At 71.6% G+C, this 22,265-nt stretch carries 14 protein-coding genes and 1 pseudogene; 4 read left to right on the top strand and 11 right to left on the bottom strand.

Translation table 11 applies throughout. The annotated features are described in order from the left end of the window. Positions 1–156: 156 nt before the first annotated feature. Both ETAA1_RS16035 and ETAA1_RS16030 read right to left on the bottom strand, forming a co-directional pair. Positions 157–705, bottom strand: coding sequence for a hypothetical protein (locus tag ETAA1_RS16035; protein ID WP_145240148.1), 549 nt, complete (start codon positions 703–705; stop codon positions 157–159). Between the two features lie 569 nt (positions 706–1,274). Further along, positions 1,275–1,433: a tyrosine-type recombinase/integrase gene (locus ETAA1_RS16030; RefSeq protein ID WP_390621216.1), complete on the bottom strand. Its 159-nt coding sequence runs from the start codon at positions 1,431–1,433 to the stop codon at positions 1,275–1,277. A gap of 718 nt (positions 1,434–2,151) precedes the next feature. On the opposite strand from ETAA1_RS16030, the gene ETAA1_RS16025 reads away from it, so the two are divergent. The 3 genes from ETAA1_RS16025 to ETAA1_RS32000 are packed head-to-tail and all read left to right on the top strand — an operon-like array spanning position 2,152 to position 3,298. Then, entirely contained in the window at positions 2,152–2,778 is a 627-nt protein-coding gene (locus ETAA1_RS16025) for a hypothetical protein (protein ID WP_145240144.1), read from the top strand. Positions 2,779–2,809: 31 nt separating this feature from the next. After that, positions 2,810–3,094 carry a hypothetical protein gene (locus ETAA1_RS16020; protein WP_145240142.1) on the top strand — a complete coding sequence of 95 codons (285 nt, stop codon included), beginning with the start codon at positions 2,810–2,812 and terminating at the stop codon, positions 3,092–3,094. A gap of 39 nt (positions 3,095–3,133) precedes the next feature. After that, positions 3,134–3,298 (top strand): hypothetical protein, encoded by a 165-nt coding sequence (locus ETAA1_RS32000; protein ID WP_202920162.1) that lies wholly within the window; start codon positions 3,134–3,136, stop codon positions 3,296–3,298. 117 nt (positions 3,299–3,415) lie between these two features. Here ETAA1_RS32000 and ETAA1_RS33470 read toward each other — a convergent pair whose 3' ends face one another. The 3 genes from ETAA1_RS33470 to ETAA1_RS16010 all read right to left on the bottom strand — a co-directional run bounded on the left by ETAA1_RS33470 (position 3,416) and on the right by ETAA1_RS16010 (position 12,247). Continuing rightward, positions 3,416–3,541 (bottom strand): hypothetical protein, encoded by a 126-nt coding sequence (locus tag ETAA1_RS33470; protein WP_261341983.1) that lies wholly within the window; start codon positions 3,539–3,541, stop codon positions 3,416–3,418. Between the two features lie 153 nt (positions 3,542–3,694). Continuing rightward, positions 3,695–10,207 (bottom strand): PKD domain-containing protein, encoded by a 6,513-nt coding sequence (locus ETAA1_RS16015; RefSeq protein WP_145240140.1) that lies wholly within the window; start codon positions 10,205–10,207, stop codon positions 3,695–3,697. Between the two features lie 66 nt (positions 10,208–10,273). Continuing rightward, positions 10,274–12,247 (bottom strand): RNA polymerase sigma factor, encoded by a 1,974-nt coding sequence (locus tag ETAA1_RS16010; RefSeq protein WP_202920161.1) that lies wholly within the window; start codon positions 12,245–12,247, stop codon positions 10,274–10,276. A gap of 231 nt (positions 12,248–12,478) precedes the next feature. Between ETAA1_RS16010 and ETAA1_RS31995 the strand changes: the two genes are divergently transcribed. Further along, positions 12,479–12,814: a hypothetical protein gene (locus tag ETAA1_RS31995; RefSeq protein WP_202920160.1), complete on the top strand. Its 336-nt coding sequence runs from the start codon at positions 12,479–12,481 to the stop codon at positions 12,812–12,814. 139 nt (positions 12,815–12,953) lie between these two features. Here the strand turns inward: ETAA1_RS31995 and ETAA1_RS31990 are convergent, their stop codons facing one another. The 6 genes and pseudogenes from ETAA1_RS31990 to ETAA1_RS15985 all read right to left on the bottom strand — a co-directional run bounded on the left by ETAA1_RS31990 (position 12,954) and on the right by ETAA1_RS15985 (position 22,215). After that, entirely contained in the window at positions 12,954–13,118 is a 165-nt protein-coding gene (locus ETAA1_RS31990) for a hypothetical protein (protein ID WP_202920159.1), read from the bottom strand. Positions 13,119–13,597: 479 nt separating this feature from the next. Further along, positions 13,598–14,737 (bottom strand): annotated as a pseudogene (locus tag ETAA1_RS16005) (IS630 family transposase). Positions 14,738–15,246: 509 nt separating this feature from the next. Next, a complete protein-coding gene (locus ETAA1_RS16000; RefSeq protein ID WP_145240136.1) occupies positions 15,247–17,259 on the bottom strand; it encodes a matrixin family metalloprotease in 2,013 nt (670 codons plus the stop codon). 28 nt (positions 17,260–17,287) lie between these two features. Further along, entirely contained in the window at positions 17,288–20,308 is a 3,021-nt protein-coding gene (locus ETAA1_RS15995) for a serine/threonine-protein kinase (protein WP_145240135.1), read from the bottom strand. Further along, positions 20,295–20,882 (bottom strand): RNA polymerase sigma factor, encoded by a 588-nt coding sequence (locus ETAA1_RS15990; RefSeq protein ID WP_145240133.1) that lies wholly within the window; start codon positions 20,880–20,882, stop codon positions 20,295–20,297. The genes ETAA1_RS15995 and ETAA1_RS15990 overlap by 14 nt, the downstream gene beginning before the upstream one ends. Before the next feature lie 67 nt (positions 20,883–20,949). Then, a complete protein-coding gene (locus ETAA1_RS15985) occupies positions 20,950–22,215 on the bottom strand; it encodes an FG-GAP-like repeat-containing protein (protein WP_145240131.1) in 1,266 nt (421 codons plus the stop codon). Between the last annotated feature and the right edge of the window lie 50 nt (positions 22,216–22,265).

The following is a 22,265-nucleotide window of genomic DNA, read 5'->3' as shown; positions in this document are numbered from 1 at the left end:
CGGCGGGGTGAGGCGGCGGGCACGTGTCGGGCAGCCGAGAGGCGGGGTGATCGGGGACGAGTGACGTGCGTGGCGACCGGTCGAGTCCGGTGGTCGGCGTCGGAGGTACGCGCCGAGGACCCACGACGGCTCGGTCAGCAGAGGTGATCGACGCGGCTACTCAAGAGAAGTTCCTGGGGCGGCCGGGCTGCCCACCAACTCCCGCAACTCGGCCGCCAGCGCCGCGGCCTCGGCCGACCCCCGGTCCGCCGCGGACAGCAGGCGGATCAGTTCGTGGACGCGGTCGTGGGCGGCGAGGTCCCGCCGGGCGTGCTCGGCCATCCCCTGCCGCACCGCCGCCACCGCACCCGCCGGCGGGGCGACCGGGCCGGCCAACCGCTCGGCCGCGGCCGTCCAGGCGAACCGCGTGGCCCACAGTGCCAGGACGTTCGCCGGGGTCGGCCGGATCCGGCACTCGTACCGCACGAAGTCGTCCTCCAGCAGCCCGGTGGCATTCTCGTGGCCGACCGCCACCGGGGCCGCCGGGTCCGCCCCCGGGGCCGCCCGGAGGGCCAGGGCCAACTGCTGGCCGCGGGGCAGCCGCCAGGGGTCGTCGGTGACGAGGACCGGACCGATGTAGTCACCGTACCCGACCACGAGGGCCGACCCGTCCGGGGCGGCGTCGATCTGATTCGGAAGGCGGTGGAAGGACACTACGTCAGGCATTCGATCCCGTCCCCAATCGGAATCAATCGCGCGGGCCACACCTAGCTTTTCGGCGGGATTGGTAGCATTCGCGCCTCCGTGGCCGAACGTTGAAGCTGAGCGGCCAGCGCGCCGCTCCCCCTGTGGCGAGCAGGGTGCTGTCGGCGCGCTGGTCCGCTCCAGCGCCGGGTTCGGGCTGGGCGGGGCCAGTTCGCCGAGCGGACGTTGGTTCGCTCAGCTTCGGCGTCACCCGCCCGGCGAGCCACGCCGGGAGGGACCGCCGGGGTTTGGGTATAGAGCATCGCGACACCCGGCCGGGGCGCGGCCGAGGCCGCTTCCGCCGCGATACTGGGTTATCGGCGGTCCGGTTTCCGCAACATGGCTTCCCCCGAACCACCTATCCAGCCCGAACCATCAATTCCGCAGATCCGCAGAGTACGGCGGCCTGGACTGCATAACGCCGACCGCCTCGTGGAGACGGTAGCCGCATCTACGCTCTGGGTCAACAACTCCGGAACGCGTCCCCGCCAGCCAAACCGTACTATGCAGCCCGGGACTGCTGCATAGTACGGCCGGATAAGCAGCACGGATCACAGCCGGTCAGCCGGGCTGGTCACCCCCCGCCCGCCCTTGTTCAGTACGTGGGTGTAAATCATCGTCGTCTCCAGGTTCGCATGCCCTAGCAGCTCCTGGACCGTCCGCACGTCTGCCCCATCCTCCAGCAGCTGGGTCGCGAAACAGTGGCGCAACGCGTCATCACACTGCTCATCGATCGACCGCGCGCGTCTGCTACCGCCACCATCCGTTCTTCTCCCAGGACGTGGTGATCGTCCGCCTCATCCGGCGGACCGAGCCCACGGTCATCGTGCGGCTCGCGGACGGAACGCACGTCGCCATTCCCGAATGGATGCTCGACGCCGCGTACTGCGCCGCCCTGCCCGCCCCTCGCATCGATCAGGGAACGGGGAGTGTCTCGCGCGTGCCACTCGCCCCGTCGACACCCGGGGCCGAGCGTCGGGTCAGAGTCGGGTACCCACCCGACGCTGCTCCGGGCCGTTACCCACTGCAAAAACAAGGTTTGCGACTCCACCGAGTCTCAGTGTCGGGTGTCGGGTAAGTGGGCGGGGAGCGGCCGTGCCGGCCTGCGGGGGTCGTGACCACTCCCTCTCACCCGACACCCGACACTGACCCGTGAATTCGACGTAAATGGTTATAAAGAAGCATTTTGCGCAACTAATCCGCGTCGGTTCGGCACCCGACACTGACCCGACACTGCCCCGAGCCGGTTGATCGCCGCGAACTGTCGTCTGAGCGACTTCCCTTCCCCGGCGCGGTTAAAGCCGTGGAACCCCGGTCCGCCTGAATCCGCCACCTCCGGCTGTCAGCATCACTGGGGACGAGCAGCATCCGGCCCCGCCGGCCGCCACGTCTCGGCCCGGCCACGTGATCACGCGTCGGAGACAACACATGTGCGTCACACTGTCGGCGGCCCGACCGGGGCCGGCGGCCGGGGAGGCGTTCGCCGCCGCATTGCCGCGGGTGGAGGCGGTCGCCCGGTTCGCGACCCGCCGGGTGCCGTGCCCGGACGCCCGGGAAGAGTTGGAGGCCGAGGCGGTGGCCCTCGCCTGGCGGTGCTACGTCGCGCTCCTCCGACGGGGGAAGGAGCCGGGGAAGTTCGTCACCACCATCGCCCGACGCGCGGCCCAGGCGGCGCTGGGCGGCCGCCGGGTGTGCGGGGCGGAGAGGGCCCGCGACGTCCTCTCGCCGCTCGCCCGGCTCCGCGGCCGGGTGCGGGTCGAGCGGCTCGGGGACCGCGACCGGGGTCGGCGCCGACGTCCCGGGGAGGTGGTGGCGGCGGAACTGGCGGCGGCCGACCCGCGGGTGAAGGTCCCCGACCAGGCCGCCTTCCGCGTCGACTTCCCCCGGTTCCGCGGCGGGCTGACGCCGGCGAGCCAAGCTGCACTGGACCTGCTGGCGGCCGGGTGGGGGACGGGGGCGGCCGCGGCCCGGCTCGGCGTCACACCGGCCCGGGTTAGCCAGCTCCGCCGCGAGCTGGCCGAACAGTGGGAGGCTTTCCACGACGGCCCCGCGTGACCGGGGCCGGCAACACGAGGGGAGGCAGGTGATGTTTGCGACGATCCTGGGGCCGCTGGTGGACCGGGTGAAGGTGCTCCTGGCCGCCCGGGCGGTGCAGGAGCTGGAGGCCGACTTCCTGGCCGGCGCGGCCGGCCGGGCCGGCGGCCTGGACAAGCTCGCGGCGGCGTGGCAGGCGGACGGCCTCGACGGGGCCGCGGCCGAGGTCCAGCGGCGGTCACGGGGGCTGAAGGCCACTGGCGACGGGCCGGGCGGGTTGGCCCCGCCGCCCCCGCCGGCGCTGCCGGCTCCGGGCCGGAAGCCGCGGCCGCGGTAGCCGGCGATATTCGACAATCGAGACCAAAGGAGGTAAGTGATGGGTGCGCGGCAGAAGCTGAACCAGCTGCACGCGACGGGGGCGGCGGTCGTGGCCGGGTGGCTCGGGCTGGCGTTTCAGTCGTGGTGGGCGTTCGTGGCGTTCCTGCTCGGGCTGCTCGGCCTGGGCGTGTGGGGCGGGAGCATCCGCCTCGCCCGGCGGTGAGGTATGCAACAGACGATCCCCGGCCGGGTGACGGCCCGGCCGGGCTTTCGTTAGCCGTCAGCGACAGCAGAACTCCGCGCCCGCGTCCGCTCCGTCAAGTCGCCCACGGCCAGCTGCTCAGACACAAGAAGTTGCGGAAAGAGCAGACAGGGTTGCGATCTGGCCGAGCTGCTCCTTGACCACCCGTGGCAGGTCCGGGTTGGCGGCCGACTCGCGGTACAGGTCGTCGGGGTAGCCCCTCACCCCGCCGGCGTTCCTCCACCTCCGGGTTCGTCAGCCCGAGCCACAGCCCCGCCGTGGGCACCGCGATCAGCGCCGTGGCCAGGCCCAGCGCGGTCGTACCTAATGCGGGCGGGCGAGAGGCGCTCACCCGCCGGGGTGCAGTCCCCAGCCGGATCACAGGTCCGTGTCGAACAGCCCCTCGAACGCCGACATGTCCGCCACGAGATCGACGTGCGGGCCACCCACGCTGTTGAAGATGAACCAATCGCTCCCGCCGCCGCCTGCGAGCAGGTCGCAGGCGGCGTCGTCGAACACCGTCGCCGTCGGGCCGGTCGCCCGCAACACCGCCTCACCGTTCACCCCGGTCGTGCCGGTCCCGGACAGGTTCGCCACCCGGTCGGAGAAACACCGGGCGGATGACCACTCGGCCCGGACGAGATCGAGCGCAGCCAAGTTGCCGTCGAACGCCGTATACCCGGCGATCAGGATGTCGTCCGCCCCTTGACCGCCGATCAGGTCCGACCCGCGGCCGCCGATCAGGATGTCCCGGCCGTTTCCCCCGAGCAGCACGTCGCACCCGTCGCCGCCGACGAGGATGCTGTTCCCCCCGCCCGCCTTCAGCAGGTCGTTCCCGGTCCCGCCGAACACCGTCAGCGGCACCGTCACCCCGCCGGCGACCTGTACCAAGTCGTCCCCCGCGCCGGCGTAGACCACGATCGCGGTAACGCCCACGTAGGTGGACTGCACGCCGTTCAACTTCACCTTGATCTCCGGTGCCCCGCCGCCCGGATTCACCTTGATGTCGTCGTCGCAGCTGGTCCCGACGATCACCAGTAGGCCACCGGGCAGCAGCGTCACGCCGGAGGGTGCGCCGACGGTGACGAGGTGCGACGCGGTCGTCGCCCCGCCGTCCTTGTCCGTCACCGTCATGGTGACGGTGTAAGCGCCGGGTTCGGTCGGCCTGAAGTTCAGGGTCGTTCCGGTCGTGGCGACGCCGGTCAGATCGACGGGCGTACCGCACCGCAGGACGGACCACTGGTACGTGAAGCCCGCGGCCGCGTCCACCGAACTGGGATCGGATGCGCTGGCGACTTGTACCGAGAAGTCGATACCGACCTGCCCGGTCGTCGGGCCGGAGACCGTCGCCGACGGCGTGACGTTCCCGACCGCGATCGTGTGCGTCGCCGGCGCGCTAGTCGCGCCGTCCTTGTCCGTCGCGGTGAGGGTCGCGCGGTAGAGGCCGTCGTCGTTCGGGTTCAGGGTGAGGGCCGCCCCACTGCCGACGACGTAGGGGGAGAAGGTCGCACCGCCGTCGCGGCTGCGGGTGACGGTCCAGACGTACGTGAACCCGGCGGCCTGGTCGATAGCCCCGGCGTCGGTGGCAGAGCCGGTCAGCAGGACCGACGTACCCTCTGTGCCGGTGGTCGCGCCGCCGTTGAAGGCCGCGGGGGTGGCGTTGCCCACGGCGATCGTCTGTTCGGTCGTCGCCGCCCCGCCGTCCTCGTCGGAGACGGTCAGCACGATGCGGTAGCTGCCGTTGTCCGTGGGCGTGAAGCTGAAAGACGTACCGTTGCCGCCCGTGGCGAACGCGGAGGCAGAACTACCCACGTAGACCGCCCACGCGAAGGTCAGGGTGTCGTTCGCCCCGGCGGGGTCGGTCGCCGACCCGGTGACCGCGATCGACGTGCCTTCGACCCGGACGGTGCCGATCGAAGAAATCACGGGGATCGGGTTCGCGTTGGTGATGTTGACCGTGGCGCTGCCGTCGCTGCTCGCCCCCGCCGAGTCCGTGACGCGCAACCGCACCGCGACCGCGGCCCCGGCGAAGCCGTCGAGGCCGGCCGCCGAGAACGTCGGGTTCACGCCAACCTCGTCGCCGCGCCCGGCGGCCGCGCCCGTCTCGCCGAAAACGTTGTCGCCGTCCAGATCCCACGTGTAGGTGAGCGTGCCGGCCGACTGGTCCGGGTCGCTGCTGCCCGAGCCGTCGAGCGTGACGGACCCACCCTCCGCGACGGTGTATGGCCCGCCGGCGTTGGCGGTCGGCGGGGCGTTGACCGAGATGACCGCCAACACCACATCGTTGCCGGTCCCGCCCTGGTAACTGATCTGATACGTGATGCTCCCGATCTTAACAGTCGCCCCCTCCGGCAGGCCGGAGAACGTGCCGACGACCGAGTTGCTGCCCCGGTTGTCGATGATCGTGAACGTGTCATTCAGGTGCGGAGAGAAGCCGTTGGTGAGGACGATGGACAACGTCCCGGCCAGGCTGACGTTCCCGTTCACGACGATCTGACCGTACCCGGTGCCCGGTGTCAGCCCGCCGATCAACTCCGTCAAGCTGCCCGTGGCGGTCTGGGTGTAGTTGGTGACGGGTGGCGGCGGCGTGGGCGAGGGCTGCGACGACACCTGACCGGAGTTGACGACGGCGGTCGTGACCGGCCCGCTGAAGTTTCCGGTGATCGTGCCGGAACTACTGCCGCCGCTCGTCGTCGTCGTGACCTGCACGAGGCCGCAATCGATGTTGAGCGACCCTTGCTCGACCTGCACGCTGCCGCTGTTGAACAGCTGCATGTGCAGGTCCGTGGTGGTGGCGGTGGTCTTTCGGAATAGGCCTTGGTTTTCGAAGTCGGGGCAGTTGTTATCGGCGCTGCCGAAGTGCCCGCCCGCCCGGTCCTCGAACGTCGCCCCCGACAGGTTGGTGAAGTGACTGTCGGCACCGTAGAAGTTCACCGCTCCGCCGGACCAGACCGCGTCGCCAGCGTTGATGAGGGTAAAGTCGCGGATGGAGTACGTGCCGTTGAGCGTCATGTTGCTGAGGACGGTGAGGCTACCGAGACCGGCGACGCCTTGAAGCGTGCCGCCAGACCAGTTAAACGAGCCCGTCACGAGGAAATCGTCCGCGCCCCGCAGCGTTCCGATTACGGTCAATTCCGGAATGGTGAGGGACTGCGGTCCGATAGCCGGGATAAAACTGGTCGTGCCGGAGACGGTCAGCTTGCCGACGCTGGAGACCGTGCCGGTGAAGTCAACCGCCCCGGTGTCGGTCGCGCCGGTCACCGCGTAACTGCCCGCCACCGTCGTGCCGGTCAGCCCGACCGTCCCGGCGCTGGAGACGCGTGACGTCGCCGTCAGGTTCTGCTGGTAGAGCACCAACGTCGTGTTCACCGCGCCATCGAACGACCCGCTGCTGGTTCCCGGGGTGTCGATCCACAGGGTTCCGTTGCCGACCTGCACCGAGCCAGCGTTGGAAAACCCGACGCCGTCATAGATGTAGGCGGTGCTCGCGTTGGCCGTCTTGGTGATCGAACCGGTCGTCGTATTGGTGAAGCTGCCGCCGCCGGCCTCGCCGTACATGTCGAGGCTGCCGATGGCGAACGACCCGGAGTTAACGACCGCCGCGCCGTTGCTGAGAATGAACCGCTGCGAGTTCCAGCTGCCGGTGCCGGCGTTGGCCAGCGTGCGGCCCGACAGCCGGAGGTGGCCGCCGGTGCCGGTCAACGTCCCGCCCGCCAGCACCGTCGTCGTGCCCGCGCCCGTCATGGCCCCGCCCGACCACGCGAACGTCCCGGCAACAGTGATCGGGGCGTTGCTCTGCAGGGTGCCCGTCAAATACAGGTCGCTCGGGCTGACGGCGATGCCGTGGAAATCGGTCGTGCCGGAGACGGTCAGCTTGCCGACGCTGGAGACCGTGCCGGTGAAGTCAACCGCCCCGGTGTCGGTCGCGCCGGTCACCGCGTAACTGCCCGCCACCGTCGTGCCGGTCAGCCCGACCGTCCCGGCGCTGGAGACGCGTGACGTCGCCGTCAGGTTCTGCTGGTAGAGCACCAACGTCGTGTTCACCGCGCCATCGAACGACCCGCTGCTGGTTCCCGGGGTGTCGATCCACAGGGTTCCGTTGCCGACCTGCACCGAGCCAGCGTTGGAAAACCCGACGCCGTCATAGATGTAGGCGGTGCTCGCGTTGGCCGTCTTGGTGATCGAACCGGTCGTCGTATTGGTGAAGCTGCCGCCGCCGGCCTCGCCGTACATGTCGAGGCTGCCGATGGCGAACGACCCGGAGTTAACGACCGCCGCGCCGTTGCTGAGAATGAACCGCTGCGAGTTCCAGCTGCCGGTGCCGGCGTTGGCCAGCGTGCGGCCCGACAGCCGGAGGTGGCCGCCGGTGCCGGTCAACGTCCCGCCCGCCAGCACCGTCGTCGTGCCCGCGCCCGTCATGGCCCCGCCCGACCACGCGAACGTCCCGGCAACAGTGATCGGGGCGTTGCTCTGCAGGGTGCCCGTCAAATACAGGTCGCTCGGGCTGACGGCGATGCCGTGGAAATCGGTCGTGCCGGAGACGGTCAGCTTGCCGACGCTGGAGACCGTGCCGGTGAAGTCAACCGCCCCGGTGTCGGTCGCGCCGGTCACCGCGTAACTGCCCGCCACCGTCGTGCCGGTCAGCCCGACCGTCCCGGCGCTGGAGACGCGTGACGTCGCCGTCAGGTTCTGCTGGTAGAGCACCAACGTCGTGTTCACCGCGCCATCGAACGACCCGCTGCTGGTTCCCGGGGTGTCGATCCACAGGGTTCCGTTGCCGACCTGCACCGAGCCAGCGTTGGAAAACCCGACGCCGTCATAGATGTAGGCGGTGCTCGCGTTGGCCGTCTTGGTGATCGAACCGGTCGTCGTATTGGTGAAGCTGCCGCCGCCGGCCTCGCCGTACATGTCGAGGCTGCCGATGGCGAACGACCCGGAGTTAACGACCGCCGCGCCGTTGCTGAGAATGAACCGCTGCGAGTTCCAGCTGCCGGTGCCGGCGTTGGCCAGCGTGCGGCCCGACAGCCGGAGGTGGCCGCCGGTGCCGGTCAACGTCCCGCCCGCCAGCACCGTCGTCGTGCCCGCGCCCGTCATGGCCCCGCCCGACCACGCGAACGTCCCGGCAACAGTGATCGGGGCGTTGCTCTGCAGGGTGCCCGTCAAATACAGGTCGCTCGGGCTGACGGCGATGCCGTGGAAATCGGTCGTGCCGGAGACGGTCAGCTTGCCGACGCTGGAGACCGTGCCGGTGAAGTCAACCGCCCCGGTGTCGGTCGCGCCGGTCACCGCGTAACTGCCCGCCACCGTCGTGCCGGTCAGCCCGACCGTCCCGGCGCTGGAGACGCGTGACGTCGCCGTCAGGTTCTGCTGGTAGAGCACCAACGTCGTGTTCACCGCGCCATCGAACGACCCGCTGCTGGTTCCCGGGGTGTCGATCCACAGGGTTCCGTTGCCGACCTGCACCGAGCCAGCGTTGGAAAACCCGACGCCGTCATAGATGTAGGCGGTGCTCGCGTTGGCCGTCTTGGTGATCGAACCGGTCGTCGTATTGGTGAAGCTGCCGCCGCCGGCCTCGCCGTACATGTCGAGGCTGCCGATGGCGAACGACCCGGAGTTAACGACCGCCGCGCCGTTGCTGAGAATGAACCGCTGCGAGTTCCAGCTGCCGGTGCCGGCGTTGGCCAGCGTGCGGCCCGACAGCCGGAGGTGGCCGCCGGTGCCGGTCAACGTCCCGCCCGCCAGCACCGTCGTCGTGCCCGCGCCCGTCATGGCCCCGCCCGACCACGCGAACGTCCCGGCAACAGTGATCGGGGCGTTGCTCTGCAGGGTGCCCGTCAAATACAGGTCGCTCGGGCTGACGGCGATGCCGTGGAAATCGGTCGTGCCGGAGACGGTCAGCTTGCCGACGCTGGAGACCGTGCCGGTGAAGTCAACCGCCCCGGTGTCGGTCGCGCCGGTCACCGCGTAACTGCCCGCCACCGTCGTGCCGGTCAGCCCGACCGTCCCGGCGCTGGAGACGCGTGACGTCGCCGTCAGGTTCTGCTGGTAGAGCACCAACGTCGTGTTCACCGCGCCATCGAACGACCCGCTGCTGGTTCCCGGGGTGTCGATCCACAGGGTTCCGTTGCCGACCTGCACCGAGCCAGCGTTGGAAAACCCGACGCCGTCATAGATGTAGGCGGTGCTCGCGTTGGCCGTCTTGGTGATCGAACCGGTCGTCGTATTGGTGAAGCTGCCGCCGCCGGCCTCGCCGTACATGTCGAGGCTGCCGATGGCGAACGACCCGGAGTTAACGACCGCCGCGCCGTTGCTGAGAATGAACCGCTGCGAGTTCCAGCTGCCGGTGCCGGCGTTGGCCAGCGTGCGGCCCGACAGCCGGAGGTGGCCGCCGGTGCCGGTCAACGTCCCGCCCGCCAGCACCGTCGTCGTGCCCGCGCCCGTCATGGCCCCGCCCGACCACGCGAACTCGCCTCCGATGCTCAAGTTTCCGCTGCCAGAAAGAGTTGAGGTGAGGAATAGGTCCTTGGCAACAGACGAGGCAGCGGCGATGTCGAGCGTACCGCCGACAAGTCTGAGGGATGCCAAGTTCCTCAGGCTTTGAATTGCGGTGTCGCCTGCCGAATGCGTGACCGCGAAGTTATTGCTCCCGAGGTCGATCACTACATCGTCACTCGCCCCGGGCAGCACGTCCGCACTCCAGTTCGCGGCCGTGTTCCAGTCGAAGTTGCCGCCGCCGCCGTCCCACGTCACCGTCGCCGGCACGGTCCGGTCCTCCAGCGGGTCGACTCGCAATCGCGGTCGGCTGGGCGGCGTGGCCCGTGCCGAGCGGCGGTCGCGGCGGGACGGGATCTGGTAGAGACCGGGCAGGCGGGCGAACCACTTGCGAAGCATCGGGCGACTCCGGCGGAGGAACTTACGAGACTGCAACACTTCGAGCAGGGACGCGGTGCGGGCGAGTCACTGCTTGTACGGGTCGTGGACGCGGCCGGCTTCCGTCCAGGGCACGTCCGCGAGGGCTGCGGCCGGGCGGGCGTAGATCGGCCCCGGGTCCCGGCCGAACGCTAGCAGGCGGTCTCCGTCCGCGACCAATCGGTCGTACCCGGGCGGCCACGGGCCGACCGGAACCCAGGCCGCATCGAGCTGGCTCGCGGGTCGCTTGAACAGGCGCTCGCCGTCGTTCCCGAACAAAAAGTCACCCACGACCGCGAAGCCCCCATGTTGGACCGGGTGTGTGGTCCGCACCCAGCCGACTGCCGGGTCGGACAGCGGCCGGGAGTTTAGGGCGTGCGGTTTCATGGCCATACACAACCGCCCGCCAGCGATGAACAAGTCGCGACGGTCCTGGTCGCCCGGTTCGAGTGGCGGCTCGTCGCACCACTTCACCCACGGGGCCGTCGGCTCGGCGAGCAGTCGAGACCAGATCCCGCCATTCACGTGGCAGAAGGCGCGCCCGTCCGCCACCACCGGCGAGACGCCGGGACATTCCCCGGTGTATCGCCACGAGTCGGTGTCGTCCCGGACGTACAACCCGCCGCACTCCGCCGCCAGGATCACCCTGCCGGAGAATCCCGAGGCTCCCAGACTCCTGGCCGGAAGCAGCAACTCACTACCCGGCGGGCCGAAGAGCAGTCGGAGTAGCGCGGCCTCGGCTCGTTCGTCCTTCGGGAGTCGGTCGAACAGCCGTTCCGTGGCCGCGAACTCGTCCCGCCCAATCACGACCTCCCGCCCCGGCCCGGACAAAGCCGGGAGTTTGATGGCGACGGGCTTTTCCGGGTTCATCCAGTACCAGCGGGTATCCCCAGTCGGCTGCGAGTCAACCCGAAGCTTGCGCCGAAACACACAGTAGCGGCCGCGCGACACGGCGGCGAGCTGGGTGATCGCCGGGGGCGGTGGCGTCACCCGCAGCTCGACTTCGACCTCCGACCCGAACGCACGGACGCTCTCGACACGGACCAAGTTCTCCTTGGGGTAGAATCGCTGGAAGATGTCCCGGACCTGCGGGGCGATCTCTTCCCGCGTGATCCGCAGGTTTTTCACCTGCAGGTTTTCCGGCTCGACGGCCGCGGCGACGGCCGGGGTCGGCGCGAGTGGCTGGGGGCTCCGTGTGGCCGTCCACCAACCCTGCACCGCACCGGTTGCCGCCACGCCTCCGGCGCAAACGACCAGGCCGATCGCCGACGGGATCCCTCGCGGCATCCACCACCCCCCGGTCAGCGGGACGCCCGCCTCCGCCCGGGCCCAGGTGATGTCAGCGAGGGCAGCGGCTCGGGGTGGATCGAGCCCCGCTGAGCGGGCGGAGAGGGCGGCTTCCAGAACCGCCACTCCTCCGACTGCGAGTATGTCTTCTCGACCGAGCAATTGCCGCAACCGCCCCAGTCCGCGCTGGACACACGTACTGACCGAGCCGCGGGACCAGCCCAATGCAGCGGCCGCCTCGGCGTGCGTCATCCCCTCCTGGTAGACCAACTCCAGGGATCGCCGCTGGGCGGTCGGCAATCGGAGCAGGGCCGCCGTCAGTGTTGCATGCCGGGCATCCGCGTCGAGGTCCGGGGCGGGAGTGCTTTCCGGTGGGCACTCCTCCGCTTTCCGCTGTTCGCGCCGAGTCAGCCTCCACCGATGACGGTTGACCTGCCGAGCAGTGTTGGTCGCCGTCTGGTACAGCCAGGCGACGGCGGCCCCGTAGGTCGGCAGGCGGCCGCGGTGACGGATCAGGGCGAGCAACGTCTCCTGAACGGCTTCCTCGGCCAGGTGATCGTCACCCAGGACGGCGCGGCACCGAGCGTAGATCCGCCCACCGACCCGCTGCAGTAGCACTCGAAATGCACCCTCATCCCCGTGATCCCGGAACCGGACCCACAAGTCGTCGTCGCTCAACCGCCGGTAGGGCTCGTCAGCCAGAAATCGACGGAGGATGTGTTCCAGTGGGTCCATGGCGTCCGACCGCGGCGCGGGCTGTCGATGTACAGTAAAATGCCGCCGGGTCCGCTTTGCCGACAGAAATCTCGAAATGCGGCAAGATTCTCTCAGGGGGCTGGATCGGTCAGGTCTGTGCTTTCCGCAACTTCCTGTACTTGAGCGGCTGACCCTGGGCGGGTAGACGACGGCCGGCCCGTCCGGGACGATGGCGGTACCACACGACCCTCGCCCCGGACGGAACCGGCCATGCCATCTTCGCATCCCCTCCCCCCGTCGTGCCACCCGTTTTCCCGCCTCGCGTCCGTCCTCGACCCACGATCGGCTCCCCGGCTGGCGTGGCTGCTCGTCGGGGCCGTCCTGGCCCGCGGCCGTCGGACGGTGACGAGTTGGGGCCGGGCCGCCGGGCTGAGCGACGAGTACCGCCCGTGCTACACCACCGTTGCGGCCGCCGGTGCGCGGACCGACTGGATAGCCGCCCGCCTGGCCCACGAAGTCGTCAAGCCGCTGGTCGCCGGACGCGGCCGGCTCGCCGAACACCGCCGCGTACTTGTCGCGGAGTTTGGCCGCGGTCATCCGCATTAGCGCCGCCAGCTCCTTCGCCAACGTCGGCGGCTTCTCGGTTGTCGCAGGCATGCGGGCCTCCTCTCGGGCGTCTCGGGGTCGTTAACCGGCGTGGACAGTAACGCTTGCGCGGGGCGACGCATCAAGTCGATTCGGCTGGTTATTCCTGCGAATTCGTGGTGCCGTCCGGGTGCGGGAAGGCGGCAGGGTAGAGGTAGCGGAGGAGGCCGGTAGCGTGGAGTGCGGCGACGGCGGTGGCCCGCTCGGCTGGGGTCATTTCGGCGGGTGGCGTGCGGTCGAAGGGGCGAACGGGAGCGGCCGTCATCACGTCGGCACCTCCGGACGGGGTGTGGCCCACAGCGACATTCGGCGGCACCGGCCGGCGGCTGTCTGGCGGGAGTCTCTGGACGTGCTAATTGCCCGAACGGGCAAGAAGTGCCCGACCGTAAATCAAGAGGGTCTTTCTGACCCACTCGACGGTCGTTCCGTGCTGGACTGCCACTTGGTGGTGGTTAATTCTTACCACGGCGAGCCCGTCGACGCCGAGCGCTGCAGTGGTCCGCCTCGCTTCGGGACGCCAAACGTCTTACCACTGACCGGAATCAGGTCCCAGCGAGGCACGCCACTGGGGGTGTCTCGTTCTGGAGTTTGCTAGGTTCTCCTCACGCTCTGAGACCGCGACATGCTCGCACCGGTCGCCTACCCAACCCGGCGCGTGCCCGCCGATCGACAATTCCAGACGCGGCAGTCAGCAGGGCGGTCGGGTGCCCGGCGTGCGGGTCCCGGTTCAAAGCCGCTAGTCGGTCAGCACTTTTGAGGTGCGGGGTAGAGCCGGCGGAGTTTGACCCGGGCGTCGGCCGTCGTGAAGCGCCAGTTCACTCCGACCTTCCGCTCGTTCCGCTCCTTCACCCACGCCGTCACCACCTGGCTCAGCCGCGCCCGCCGACCCGATCCGGCGGTCCAGGCACTGACCCGACAGGGCGGCCAACTCGCACTCCGCCACGTTCAGCCACGACCCGTGCTTCGGGGTGTAATGCCACTCCAGCTTCGCGGCGATCCGCCGCGCCCGGTCCGGCTCGAACGCCTCGTACAGGCACCCCGGGTCGTGGGTGTTCAGGTTGTCCGTCACCAGGACCAGCTTGTCGGCCCCGGGGTGCCGCTCCTCCACCAGCCACCGCAGCACCTCGGCGAAGTCCTTCGCCGTCCGCCGGTCCGTCACCGTCACCTGCCGCCAACCCGCCAGCGGCTCGGAGATCATGAACAGGTTCGCCGTCCCCTCCCGCTTGTACTCGTAGTCGTACCGGGCCGGGGCGCCCGGGGCGGTCGGCAGGGGCTCACGGACCTCACTCACCAACTGCTTGGACGACTCGTCGATGCAGACCAGCGGCCGCTTCGGGTCCGCCGGCCGGTGGTACACCTCGATCACGTCCTCCATCCGGGCCACGAACTCCCCGCTCGGGCCGTCCGGCAGGCACCACTGCTCCTTCAGGTGCGGCTTCACCACGTTTTTTTCATCACCCGCCGGACCGTCTCGGCCGAGACGGCGGGAACGACCTCCAGCTCGACCAACTTGTCGGCCAGCATCCGCAGGGTCCACCGGGTGCGCTCGTCCGGGGGCGGGGAGCAGGCGAGGGTGATGAGTCGGGCCTCGGCCGCCCCGTCCAGCACCCGCTCCCGACTCGGCTTGGCCTGGGCCTTCCGGGTCAGGGCGGCGGCCACCCCCGACTCGACGAACCGCTGGCGGACCCGCCCGACGGTGTCGGTGCTGACCTCCACGGCCTCGGCGATCCGGTCGTCCGTCCACCCCGGCCGGCCGTCGGCGGTGTCGGCCTTGAGCAGGATGCGGGCGTGGGCCACCTTCTGGGCGGCCGTCCTCCCGGCCGCCAGCAACCCGGTCAACTCGACCCGCTCTTCGGCGGTCAGGGTCACGACGTACTTCTTCATGGCGGAGTCCTCCCGATCGCCCCAGTGGAGCTGATCGGTGGGCTGTCCGCAACTCGAAAGCGTCAGCCGACTAGCCGTACATCTGAGGGGGCGTTCACACCCACCGCCGCCATCGCCGAGAAGGTGGAGGGTGTCGGGCGATTCGCTGTCAGTGGAATGCGTGGGGCCGGGGCGTTCGGAACCGCGTTCCGGGCATACAACCCGGAACTCTACCAGGAGTGGCGTTCAAGGTGCCCAACCCCAAGGTGTTCAACAATCCAGCACAAATCATGCAGTCCATCCGTGAGTCGAAGACTGCCGCCAACCTCCGCCACCCACATGTCGTCTCCGTCCACGTCGATTGCCGATAGGGCTACCGGTTGTTCATCGCGGCGGCGTTCGTAGACGGGAAGCCGGTGTTCGGAGCGATGAAGTACGGCGCCGTGACCCTGAACCGCAGCTCGCGCGTCACCCGCGAACTCGCCGGCATCTGCCCACAACTTGTCGTCGCGAAACATGACTCCCAACAATCAGAACGAGAAAACCCAAAGATAGGGGTCGTAGCCAAGCCGCCCCGTGGGGTACAGGAACTGGTACACGGCCTGTGTGTCGATCGACGGCTGGGTGCTCGCGGTCGGCGAGGTCGGCGCCAGGTACTGGGGTGTCAGCGTCGTATCCCCTGCTACCGGGCCGACCGGGTCGGTCAGCGTCGAACCCGAGAGGACGAACCCGAGCGGCCCGGTCGCGTCCGCCGAGGCCGTGAACGTCACCACGTAGGCGCCCGGCGGTAGCACCAGTGCCGGGCCGGAGACGGTGTCGCCGGCCGCGGCCGTCAGGTCGAACAGCGCCGGCCCCGTCGGGTCGGCGGCGCTGCGGATTTGCACGCGCACCGCGGCGGCGGCGCCGGTCGCAGTCAGGGTCAGGCCGAACAGCTGCGTCTGGCCGACGTACACGTTGAACCCGCTCGCGGCGCCGGCCCCGGCCAGCGTGCCGGCGGCAAAGTCGCTCACTGCCGCCGCGGTCGTGCCGAAGCTCACGTCGAGGGCGTAGTTGCCCGACGCGCCGCCCGCCTCATACACCCGCACGAAGTAGTTCGCCTTCCGCGGCGGCACGCCGGTCGCCTGGACGGTGAACGTCCCGTTCCCGTTCACCAGCACCCGCGCCGGGATGACGCGGTTGCTGCCGTCGAGCAGCTCGACCCGCGGGGCGACGGCGTTCAGGTCGACCGCCCGCACCGTCGCCGTCATCACCTGCGCCGTCCGCACGTCCGGGGCGCGGACGCGGTAGAAGTCGTTGTCGGCCGCGTCCGCCAGGCTGGCGACGACCCGGTAGTGGCTGTCGGCCGCGTACCCCGGCGTGGCCGGGAGACTCGTCGCCACATCGATCGTGTCGTCGGCGTGCAGGTCGTCGTCGTAGAAGGCGTGGTCGGGGTCGGTGAACACGGCGTAGAGGTCGTTAGCGTCGAGCGTGTCGTACGGGCCGCGGAGCACGGCGTCGAGCGGCGTGACGGTCGGCAGTTGGAGGCGGTCCATCGTCACCGCGACGGCGTACCGGCCGACGCCGACCGGCCCGCCCGGCGCAGCCTCGACTCGGACGTAGTACTTCGCGGACGGGTTCACGGACGGGAGCGTCAGACTCAGCACACCGCCGGCCGACCCGCCCCCGACGGCCTGCGCGAGAACGCGGTTGTTCAGGTCGACGATGCTCAGCCGGGCGGCCAGGAAGCTGACGCCGGCAGTCTGGACGCGGACGGTCATCGGCCCCGTGTACCCGCCCGGGGGCGACAGGTAGAAGGTGTCCACGTCCTGGCGGGTGGTGACGTCGCCGTACCCGACGAGCGGGGCGGAGAAGATTTCGGCACCCGTCGGCGACTGGGGGTAGTGGATGCGGGTGGCGGTCTTCGGCTCGGCGTTCCCCTTGTCCCCCTCGTTCGCGTCCGGCGCCCGCACCCCGTAGAGCGCCCGCAGCGCGGCCGTGTCGCTGGCCGTGGGGACGGTGTTGCCCGAGAACTGGTTGTACATCACCGACCGCGGGTCGGCGCTCGGCCCGAGCCCGAGGGCGTGGCCGACCTCGTGCAGCGCCACGCCGTACAGGTTGGCGGGGTCGAAGTGCCCGGCGGTGTTCAGGAACACGTCGCCGGCCAGGGTGCCGGACAGGAACGGGTCGGGCGGTACGGCGTTCGCCAGCTCGGCGGTCATCGGCACGGCGCCGACGCGGATGTCGCCGAACCGCGCGTCGCCCTGCGTCTCGCCGGGCGTGCCGAACGGCTGCCCGGCGTCGGCGACGAGGCCGACGTTCAGGTTGCCGAGTTCGCTCCACGTCTGCACGGCCCGCAGCACCGCCCCCTGCCACGCGGCCCGGCCCACGGCCGCGTCGAGGGTGGCGAACAGCGTGCTCGGCGTCCCCTCCGCCGGGGTGCCGTCCGGCACGAAACTGAGTGTCAGGTGCGTCGGGTCGCCCCACGCCACGCCGAACTGCGCCGGCACCTCGCGGCCTTCGAGGGCGTCGAGCCGCGGGCGGAAGCGGGAGCGGGTATCGGTCATCGGTTCACCACCGGGAGAATGACGTGGGTCAGGGTGCGAGGACGGCGGCGGCCGCGACCATGGCACGGAACGCCTCCACCCCGTGGACGGTCTTCAGGTCGGCGTCGGACGGCATGAACCGGCCCCACGACGGGTCTTTCCTCAGGGCCGCGCGTAGGAAGCCGAGACCGGTCTGCCGCTCGTCGTCGGTCGCGGCGCAAAGCAGATGGGCACATCCGATTTGATACAGGATCAGAGCCGGCGTGTCTGCCCCGACGCACCGCGCCGCGTCAGCGCGGGCGGCGGCGGTGCGGCCGGCGCGGGCGTGCAGCACCGACCGCCCGGCGCGGGCCGGGGCGTGCGCCGGGTTCAACTCCAACACTCGGTCGAGCGCCGCGACGGCCTCGTCAGGGCGGTTCAGGTGTTCGGACAGCACCTCGGCGGCGTTCTCCCAGCCGAGCAGGTAGCCGGGGTCGAGGCGGGTCGCGGCGCGGAAGTCGGCGAGGGCCGCGGCCGGGTCGGCGGGGCGGGCGCGGAGGCGGGCGCGGCCGCGGGCCACCCACGCGGCGGGGTCGTTCGGCTCGGCCGCCAGCCCGGCCCGCAGGTCGGCGGCGGCCCCGGCTGCGTCGCCGGCCAGCCGCCGGGCGTGCTCGCGGACGAAATACAGCCGCGGCAGCCGGGCGCCGGTCCGCTCCAGCCGGTCGAGGTCGGCGACGGCCCCGGCGTGGTCCTTCTCGCCGAGCCGCGCCAGCGCCCGGTTCAGCAGCGACTCCGGGTGGTCGGGGAGCGCGGCGAGGACGGCGTCGAACTCGGCGCGGGCGGCGGCGTGGCGGCCGAGCTGGTGGAGGGCGATGCCGCGGTGGAAGCGCACGGCCGCGGCGTCCGGGGCGAGGGCGGCGGCCACGTCGAGGCAGCGCACCGCGTCGGCGTTCTCCGCGAGCCGCAGGTGGCAGTACCCGAGCACGACCCACGCCGGGTAGTGCGCCTCGCGGCCCTGCGGCCGCGCCCGCTCGATCACCTCGCGGTAGCGGCCGGCGCGGATCGACTCGGCGACGCCCTCGGCCGGGGTGACGGCGGGCGCGTCCGGCTCGGGCGGCAGCCCGGCGGCGCGGCGGAGCGCGGCCCGCTGCGGCCGGGCGGCGTCGGTCACGGCCGCAGCCTGCTCGTTGGCGCGGAGTGCGGCCGCGAAGCGGTCGGCGCGCGCGGCCGGGTCGGGTTCGCGCGCGGCGAGCGCGGCCCGTGCCTCGGCCAGCGCCATGAGGAGCCGGCCGGCGTCCGCCCGCGCCGCGTGCGCCTCCTCGCTCGGCAGCCGCGCCAGGAGCGGGCCGGCGGGCCAGTCGGCGGCGTCGGTGTGGTACGGGGCGAGCACGGCTTCCGCGCGGCGGGCGGCGTCGGCGGCGAACGCGCCGGGCGCGTCGTGGTCGATCAGCAGCGCCTCGACGGCGTCGCGCTCGGCAGCGAGCCCGTGCCGCGCGTCCGCAGCTTCGAGCCGGCCGAGGTGTTGCTGGCGGACCAGGAAGCCGCCCGCCGTCAGCGCCAGCACGACCGCCGCCGCCGCCGCGACGCTCGCCCCGGACGCCGCCCGCGGGTGCCGCCGCCGCCACTTGGCGAACCGCTCCCGCGGCGACGGGTTCGCCGCGAACGCCAGCGGCCGGGCGTCGAGCTGCCGCTGCAAGTCGTCGCGCAGCGCCGCGGCCGTCGGGTAGCGGCGGGTGAAGTCCGAATCGAGGCATGTCGCCAGGATCGACGCCACCGCCGGCGCCAGGTCGGGGTGGAAGCGGCGGGCGCTCGGGGCGGGTTCGGCGCGGGCGGCGCGCATCGCCTGAACGGTCGCGGCGGGCGGGCCGGGCGGCGGGTCGGGGTACGGGAACGTGCCGGTGAGGAGCTCGTACAGCACGAGCCCGAGGGCGTACACGTCGGCCCGCGGGTCGGCGTGGCCGCGGTGGTCGGCGAGCGCGGCGAGCACTTCCGGGGCCATGTAGTGGAGCGTGCCGCCTGCCGGCAGGTCGCCCACGGCCGGGTCGGCGGCGTCGGCCGCGAGGTTGAAGTCAAGCAGCATCGGCCGGCCGTCGTCGGTGACGAGCACGTTCGCCGGCTTCAGGTCGCGGTGGAGCACGCCGCGGTCGTGGGCGTGCGCCAGCCCGTCGGCCAGCTGCGCCCCGAGCCACAGTACGGTGTCGGGGTAGCTCAGCGCCTCGAGCCGCGCCAGCGCCGCCCGCGACAGGCCGGGGGCGTCGCCGGCCGGCGGCGCGGGCGTGGCGTCGGACGCGCCGCCGGTGGTGCGGTGGGCGTGGCCGGCGAGTGTGCTGACGAGCCCCTTCCCCGACCCCGGCAGCCCGCCCGGCCCGCGGAACGACGCGAGCAGGTCGGCCAGCGTCGTCGCCCCGAGGAACGGCATGACGAGGACGTGGTACGGCCCGTGCCGGCGGATCGAGTAGACCGGGACGATGTTCGTGTGCTGAAGCCGGGCGAGGGTCTGCGCCTCGCCGACGAGGCGCGACGACACCTTGAGCACGACCGGCCGCCCGGCGAGGCCGGGCTCGTGCGCCAGGAACACGCGCCCGAACGCCCCGCGGCCGAGCTCGCGCACCAGCTCGAACTCGCCCACCCGGTCGCCGGGGGCCGGCATCGTCGACGGCTCGTCGCCGGCCTCGGAGCCCAGCACGCTCGTCCGCGGCAGGTGGGCGGGGCCGGTGGCGCCGCCCAGGTCGATCCCGAAGCGGCGGTGGTAGTCGGCGGGCGTGGGGCACTCGCCCGCGGCCTGGCGGAGGCGGTACTCCTCCCACGCCACGGCCCGCAGCCCGTCCGCGTCGGCGAACAGCTCGGGGAGGCGGTCGCGGTACGCCTCCACCCGACGGGGCGCGCCGCGGTCCCAGGCGAACTCCAAATCGATCCGTGCCAGCTCGCGCAACACCGCCCGGTACTTCGGGTGATCGGCCGGGGGAAGAAAGGCGGCGGGGGCGGCGGCCGGGTCGCGGGCGGCGGCACGCTCGAAGGCCGCGACGAACCCGTCGAGCTCCGCGTCGAACGCGGGCGGGGCGGGGGCCGGCGGGGTGTCAGTCCGGTTCATTCACCTGCCCGCGGAGGCTCTCCCGGAACTCTTGCAGGATCCGCTCGACCGACCGCTTGGCCCGGCCCGTCTGGGCCGCGATCTCGGCCACCTCGTGCCCCGCCACCCGCAGCTCGACCACCTCCCGGTACGCCGGCGGCAGGCGCGCCAGGATCTCGTCGATCGTCAGCCGCAGGGCCGTCAGCGACTCGTCGTCGGACTCGGGGGCGGCCGCGGAGGTAATGTCGCCGCCGGTGGCGGCCACGTCGCGCTTCGCGGCCCGGTGGTGGGCGGCGACCGCCCGCACCTTGTTCAGGCCGATGACCAGGAACAGCTTCCACAGCTCCTCGCCGGCCGGCACGTCGTACTGCCCGGCGGCGGCGCGGCGGAAGAACGTGCGGAACACCGACTGGACGATGTCGTCCGGGTCGAGCCGGCGGCGCAGGTCCGGCGCCGTCTGGGCCTCGGCGACGGCGCGGAGCCGGCGGGCGTAGCGGAGGTACAGTTCGGTCGCCGCGTCGCCCTCGCCGCGGCGGAAGCGGCCGAGGAGCGAGGCGTCGGTGGGTGCGGGGTCGGGGCCGGTCGGGTCGGCCATCGCGCTACCTGTTGGGACGTGGCGGGCACCGGTATTGTGGCACGCTCCCGCCCGCCGGTCCACCCGGTCACGGGCCGACCGCCTCCACCTTCAGCGCCACCCCATCGGCGCCGAGCTTCGCCTGCCCGAAGTCGTTCACCCGGAACGCGGCGAGCGTGGCGTCGGCGTCGTTCCGCTCCACCTTCGTCCCGGGGCCAGTGCGGACCACCACCGTCGTCCCGTTCGACCGCCGCAGCGTGACCGTGCCGGCCCCCGCGTTCACCGCGATCACCGTGCCCTCCTCATGGCTCGCCACGGTCGTAGACCCGCCCGACGTGCCGCCGCCGGAGCCGCCCTCCGCGATGTCGCTCGGCGAGGGGTTGTCGTCCACCGCCCGCGTCAGCCGGCGGATCGGCCCGTCCGAGGCCGGGTCGAACACGGAGAGCACGTCGTCGTTGCCGTGGCGGGTGTGCGCCACCACGTCGTCGCGGCCGTCGCCGTTCACGTCGGCCGAGCCGACCCGCACGCCGCCGCGGAACGAGATGTCGTCAGCCAGGAACGATTCGAGCTGGTCGCGGGAGAGGGCGTCGAACACGCGCACGACCGGCCCGCCGCCGACCCCCGCGCCGGCGATCACGTCGTCGCGGCCGTCGCCGTTCACGTCGCCGGCGGCGACCAGTACGCCCCCGCGGAACGAGTCCTCGGCGGCGAAGAAGCTGCCGAGCTGGGCGCCGGTGAGGCCGGAGAAGGTGACGACGCGCGGCCCGCCGCCGACGCCGGTGCCGGTGACCACGTCGTCGCGGCCGTCGCCGTCGATGTCGCCGGACGCGACCAGGACGCCGCCGCGGAACGACCCCTCGTAGGCGAGGAAGTCGCGGAGCACGGTCTGCCCCAGGGTGGCGCCGTCGAGCACCCGGACGCGCGGGCCGCCGCCGTTGCCGGTGCCGGTGATGATGTCGGCGCGGCCGTCGCCGTTCACGTCGCCGGCGGCGACGTACAGCCCGCCGGTGAACGACGGCTCGTACACGAAGAAGTCGGCGAGTTGGTCGCCGGTGGCGCCGTTGACGATCTTCACCCGCGGCCCGCCGCCGACGCCGGGGGCGATGATCAGGTCGTCCACGCCGTCGCCGGTCACGTCGCCGAGGGCGGTGCGGACGCCGCCGCGGAAGCCGAGCTCGTAGGCCTCGATCTCGCCCACGTCCTCGCCCGTCACCGGGTCGATGATCTTGACCCGCGGCACGCCGCCGTCGTCCGGGCCGGTGGTCACGGAGTCGTCCGGGATGGGGCGCCAGCCGGCGGCGGGAACCGCACGCTCCTCGAACCGTTCCAACGTCGGGCGGAAAGCCGCGCGCATCACTCAGTCCTCAACGCAGTCCGGGCGACCGGGGCCGGGCGGCCGAGCCG

Origin of the sequence: Urbifossiella limnaea (assembly GCF_007747215.1) — a bacterium.
GTDB classification, from domain to species: domain Bacteria; phylum Planctomycetota; class Planctomycetia; order Gemmatales; family Gemmataceae; genus Urbifossiella; species Urbifossiella limnaea.
This window is presented reverse-complemented; position numbering and strand designations above follow the sequence as displayed.

Coding starts and splice junctions, on each gene's coding strand:
- ETAA1_RS16010 (WP_202920161.1), bottom strand. CDS start 12,247: ATGGACCCACTGGAACACATCCTCCGTCGATTTCTGGCTGACGAGCCC.
- ETAA1_RS16035 (WP_145240148.1), bottom strand. CDS start 705: ATGCCTGACGTAGTGTCCTTCCACCGCCTTCCGAATCAGATCGACGCC.
- ETAA1_RS16020 (WP_145240142.1), top strand. CDS start 2,810: ATGTTTGCGACGATCCTGGGGCCGCTGGTGGACCGGGTGAAGGTGCTC.
- ETAA1_RS31995 (WP_202920160.1), top strand. CDS start 12,479: ATGCCATCTTCGCATCCCCTCCCCCCGTCGTGCCACCCGTTTTCCCGC.
- ETAA1_RS16015 (WP_145240140.1), bottom strand. CDS start 10,207: ATGCTTCGCAAGTGGTTCGCCCGCCTGCCCGGTCTCTACCAGATCCCG.
- ETAA1_RS16025 (WP_145240144.1), top strand. CDS start 2,152: ATGTGCGTCACACTGTCGGCGGCCCGACCGGGGCCGGCGGCCGGGGAG.
- ETAA1_RS15985 (WP_145240131.1), bottom strand. CDS start 22,215: ATGCGCGCGGCTTTCCGCCCGACGTTGGAACGGTTCGAGGAGCGTGCG.
- ETAA1_RS31990 (WP_202920159.1), bottom strand. CDS start 13,118: ATGACGGCCGCTCCCGTTCGCCCCTTCGACCGCACGCCACCCGCCGAA.
- ETAA1_RS15990 (WP_145240133.1), bottom strand. CDS start 20,882: ATGGCCGACCCGACCGGCCCCGACCCCGCACCCACCGACGCCTCGCTC.
- ETAA1_RS32000 (WP_202920162.1), top strand. CDS start 3,134: ATGGGTGCGCGGCAGAAGCTGAACCAGCTGCACGCGACGGGGGCGGCG.
- ETAA1_RS15995 (WP_145240135.1), bottom strand. CDS start 20,308: ATGAACCGGACTGACACCCCGCCGGCCCCCGCCCCGCCCGCGTTCGAC.
- ETAA1_RS16000 (WP_145240136.1), bottom strand. CDS start 17,259: ATGACCGATACCCGCTCCCGCTTCCGCCCGCGGCTCGACGCCCTCGAA.